Origin of the sequence: Alistipes sp. 56_sp_Nov_56_25 (assembly GCF_001915285.1) — a bacterium.
GTDB lineage: Bacteria > Bacteroidota > Bacteroidia > Bacteroidales > Rikenellaceae > Alistipes > Alistipes shahii.
On record NZ_MNQF01000010.1, the window covers coordinates 1 to 4,178 of the forward strand.

5 protein-coding genes are annotated in these 4,178 nt (G+C 43.7%); all 5 read right to left on the reverse strand.

The window, feature by feature from the left end; translation table 11 throughout:
• Nucleotides 1–75: 75 nt before the first annotated feature.
• Entirely contained in the window at nt 76–1,032 is a 957-nt protein-coding gene (locus BHV64_RS04595; RefSeq protein WP_005924026.1) for a toprim domain-containing protein, read from the reverse strand.
• Between the two features lie 212 nt (nt 1,033–1,244).
• Nucleotides 1,245–2,321, reverse strand: a complete 1,077-nt coding sequence (locus BHV64_RS04600; protein ID WP_288115596.1) for an AAA family ATPase — start codon at nt 2,319–2,321, stop codon at nt 1,245–1,247.
• Between the two features lie 14 nt (nt 2,322–2,335).
• Nucleotides 2,336–2,644 (reverse strand): DUF3853 family protein, encoded by a 309-nt coding sequence (locus tag BHV64_RS04605; RefSeq protein WP_118422574.1) that lies wholly within the window; start codon nt 2,642–2,644, stop codon nt 2,336–2,338.
• Nucleotides 2,645–2,867: 223 nt separating this feature from the next.
• On the reverse strand, nt 2,868–3,905 hold the full coding sequence (locus BHV64_RS04610; RefSeq protein WP_288115597.1) for a hypothetical protein: 1,038 nt from the start codon (nt 3,903–3,905) through the stop codon (nt 2,868–2,870).
• An 11-nt stretch (nt 3,906–3,916) separates the two neighbouring features.
• Nucleotides 3,917–4,178, reverse strand: a 262-nt coding sequence (locus BHV64_RS04615) for a PDDEXK nuclease domain-containing protein (RefSeq protein ID WP_288115598.1), incomplete at its 5' end; no start/stop codon positions are given.

Consider the following 4,178-nt stretch of genomic DNA (forward strand, 5'->3'; position numbering starts at 1 on the left):
GGGTTATTAGGGCAAAGCCCTAATCCCCTCGGGAGAGCCCACAACTACGAAAGCGGAGCGTGTAGTTATAGTGGGCTATAACCGAAAGCCGTTCTTCTTCTCCGGTGATTGGCTGCGCACCCCTTTGGCGGATTGAACTTGCCTTTTTCTTTCAGCCTGTTCCTGTAAATATTCGTTCAAGTCCTTGCATCCGCTGTAAGTCTGAGAAGCGTCACGGATGTATCGGTCTCTGCCGTATTCCTCACGGATTTGCCGGAGTGCTTCCATTCCTGCATGGTCGTTGTCGAAAAAGCAGTGGATGCGTTCGTAATTGCCCAACGGATAGAGAGCCTTGTTCACATTCGATACGGAATTCAATACGATGTAATCCTGTCCATCCAGCTCCGGATAATTCGGACAGTTCTCTTGTCTCAATGTCAGAAAGGAGAGGTAGTCCATAAATCCCTCGAACACATAACAGGTGTTCCTCGCTTTTCCCGACTGCCTGATGTGGGAGATTTCCTTTGGGGCGATGCAGCCCTTGAAATAGCGGTTGCGGATTTCATATCCACCCGAACCATTGGGAAAGGCGATGGCAAAGTACCGCTTGCCGTTGTGAGTGAAACGTGCTTCACTACATTCTCTTTTCGCCAGTTCTATGTTAATTCCTCTACCTTGTAAGTAGGCAAGCAGGGTAGGAGATGACAGCGGAACAATCTCCAACTGTTGGAAGCTCGGCTCGGAAGAGTTTTGCTTTCCAAAAGAGAAAGATACCGGGCGCACGTGCGGTGTCTGCTCTGCTATCCGTTTCAAGATGTAAGGTACATGGTCGGTAGCGTACAGGTGTGCAGCCAGTTCTATGATGCCACCACCTTTACCCAAACCGAAGTCATACCATTGTTCACGTTCGGTATTTACCTTGAACGAGGCTTCGGCTTCTTCCCTTAACGGTGATTTATACCACAGATTGACACCTTGTTGCTTGATGGGAGAATATCCTAAACTATGCAGATAATCCGCTATTCTGATTTGCTTGGCTGTCTGTATATCCATAAAATGATTGTTTTAGTAGTTGGTGAATTGGTTTATTTTTCTTTTTGCCCGTACCTTTTTAGGAAGTACGGTCTATAATCACTTCACTAAATTCTCGTATATATAGGATACGGTAATAAAGTGAAGTGATTTAGTCCCATTCCCCAAGCACTTCACTATATTCCTAATATATACACCCCGAGAATAAAGTGAAGTGATTGCAGGGAAATGGGCTAATAGTGGAAGTCAGGCATGAATGTGTATTTTCTGCCTGTCTCCTGCACTATCATCCGTTTGTTGCGAAGCATGGTGATGAGCGATACCGCCTTTTTATGGTTCAGCTTTACACCCACTGACATATAGGTCTTGATTAAGGCATCTTCCAGTTCCTTGTAGCCGTATTCCTCTTTCAGCCCGAAAACGGCTTCCAATGCGATACGGTGCTGCTGCTCGGTGATATGCCTGTAAGGGTCGAACTTCTCTTCTTCGGGTCTTCCCGGCTTCTTTGTTTCAGGTTTGTATCCCTCAATGAGTTCGGGAAGGGCTTTGTCGTTGATACGGAATGCGAAAGGCTCAAAGTCCATTGCCCGGATGTGAATGGCTGAAACATGGCTGATGTCACCGTTGCCCTTGTCCTTTTCTACCTGCAATACGGTTTCCGCCTTGTTGTTCAACTCCGTACCGATGTGCCCTCTTGCGTTCTCATCCCCTTTGTTCTGATGCAGTATCGTATGGATATGTATCTGCCTGTCGTCCGTCCACTGCATCAGCTTGGATATGATGCGTGTTGATTCACCGGGGCTGTTGATGTCATACACCATATCCCGTATGCCGTCTATAATTACAAGACCGATTTCGGGTGTATTGTAAATAGCCTGTTCCACAATCCTGATACGCTGCTCAGGCGTGTATTTTCTTAAGGCAAGAAATTCAAGATTCTCATTGTCCCTATCATCTGGCAAACCAGCCATTCGCAAAATGCGCGTCATGACTTTCAGACAATGGTAAGGGCTTTGCTCTGTATCAACATAAAGCACTTTCCGCTTATCTTCAGGCAGTTCAGCTACATACCGCAGCACTGTGCCATTCTTCAATGCAGCGGCTACGATAGCCGATACATTGAACGTTTTTTTACTTTTGGCTTTGCCGATGGATGCGCTGAAATTACCCAATGTCCCAATGACAGAATCATGTACTTTAAGGATTTCAGGTGCTTTCTCATAACTTTTCGACAGGCTCAAACGTGAGGCTTGCCAAAGGATTATGGCTTCTTCTGCCGATATATCCTTAGTTTCTCTTATATAGTCCATAGCCATGTCTCCCGTTATTTCCGTCCTCCTGTTTTCTTTCCGGCAAGTTCAAGGGCAAGCTCCACATCCACGATAATCTTGCGCCCTATCTGAGTGATTGCCTTGTCAATCTTTCCGCTTTTCTTGATGCGGTTGGCGGTGGGCAAACTGCACCCGAACAGTTTGGCTATGCCCAGTATTCCGTACACATACTTTCTTTCTGCGTCCGTAACGGGCTGTGGCTGCGTTTCCGTTTGATGGGAAGCGTGCTTGCTTAGGAATATGAACTCTTCGCCTGTCATCTGCCAGACGGGTTTTGATAATAACTCTTGAAGATTTGTCATCGTCCAATCAATTTAGTCGTTTAACAATCAGCCCTGCGCACTGGCTGTTATTTCTGTTCTCGAACGATGCAAAATTAGGTGGGGGCGTAAGTGGTAAGGATGTGGTTGATATAACTGGAGTGTATTGTTATTTATCTGAATATCAGATAATAAAAATACCACTCAAAAATTAATTTGAGTGGTAAAAGTGGTTATTTCGTAAAATGTCAGGGTGTATCACGGATTATCGGAATATTGCGTCCATTTCTTTGGCAAACTTTTGGTTGCTGTCGCTTGGAAAATCGGAAACAGGTTCCTTGTATTTTGACTTATAGTAGTTCTCTTCAATATCCAGCATTTTAAGGATATTCTTCTTCCAATTTTCCCTGTCAAGTTTGTGAAGTTGTTCGCTCATTAGGAATATCAGATAACAGACACGTATTTTCTCTCTCGGCTTTATTTTCAGCTTGCATTTGCCGGGGCGCAGATTCATACAAGCATAGAAATCATATTCGGAAATATTCTCGAATTGTTCTCCTACGCAGGTCGTGTGAACGAGCGAAAGCAACTTCCTGTCGAAATACTCGTGTTGTTCCTCTTTGGGTGCTTCCTCTTGTATATCAGGTTCGCTTGGTTTGGTTAGTTGTTCCGGTTTATCTTTAGCTACGGGAATATATTTTGCTAATATTTCCATAAAATGAAGACTCAACTTGTAAACATCTCCGCAGCAGTTCTCTATATATTGGAAAGCCTCTTTTCTTGCTTGCTTTTGCAATTCATAAAGCCTGTTCAGTTCTTCTTTTTCTTTCTCATATTCAGACTTGCAGCGTTCATATTCTTTTTCGGCTTGCATTTCTTCTTCTGCCGAATGTTTCCTGTAACCAATGGAATCATACCTGTTGTATGCTTCATTCAAAGGCTTGCTTAATTTTTGTGTAACCTCCAATTGTGCCTTTATATCAGTATCATATCTGCCAGCGAAGTTGTAGCACACACGAGAAATTATCTCATCATCAAACAATGGGTGTTTTTCATAAATCAATATGTTTTTCTCTATCTCGGTTCTCAGGCTGTTGAGAATCAGAGTGTACTGTTCTTTCTGCTTGTCATGTACCAATTCAAGGATAGCTGCTTCAAAAGCTTTTGTATCATTGTATTGCTTGTAGAAGTTCGTGATGAATTTCTGCTTGTCAAAAGAGAAAGTATGGCTGACAATAAAGTCACTGTATATTCTGTTGAGTTCACCGTATTGGGGAATCATAATCTGTATTTCTGCTGCCATATACGCTTGGTTTATGGATTCTTATCTTTATCAAGAAAGGAAGTCAGTTCTTCTTCCACTTCTTCTATACTTGGCAGGGCTGATTTTAAGTTCTCAGGTATAGCCTTGCTCAGTTGGTAATCGCTGATGCCTATCGGTTGGTCGTAGCCTGTCAATGCGTATTGCGCTACAACTTCGTCTTTTCCCTTGCACAGCAACAACCCGATAGTCTTGTTGTCATTCTCTCCCCTCAGTTTGTCATCCACCACATTGATGTAGAAGTTCAGTTGCCCC

What these genes read in the sequence shown, in the direction of transcription:
- BHV64_RS04595 (WP_005924026.1), bottom strand. Translation starts at nt 1,032, where the DNA reads ATGGATATACAGACAGCCAAGCAAATCAGAATAGCGGATTATCTGCAT.
- BHV64_RS04600 (WP_288115596.1), bottom strand. Translation starts at nt 2,321, where the DNA reads ATGGACTATATAAGAGAAACTAAGGATATATCGGCAGAAGAAGCCATA.
- BHV64_RS04605 (WP_118422574.1), bottom strand. Translation starts at nt 2,644, where the DNA reads ATGACAAATCTTCAAGAGTTATTATCAAAACCCGTCTGGCAGATGACA.
- BHV64_RS04610 (WP_288115597.1), bottom strand. Translation starts at nt 3,905, where the DNA reads ATGGCAGCAGAAATACAGATTATGATTCCCCAATACGGTGAACTCAAC.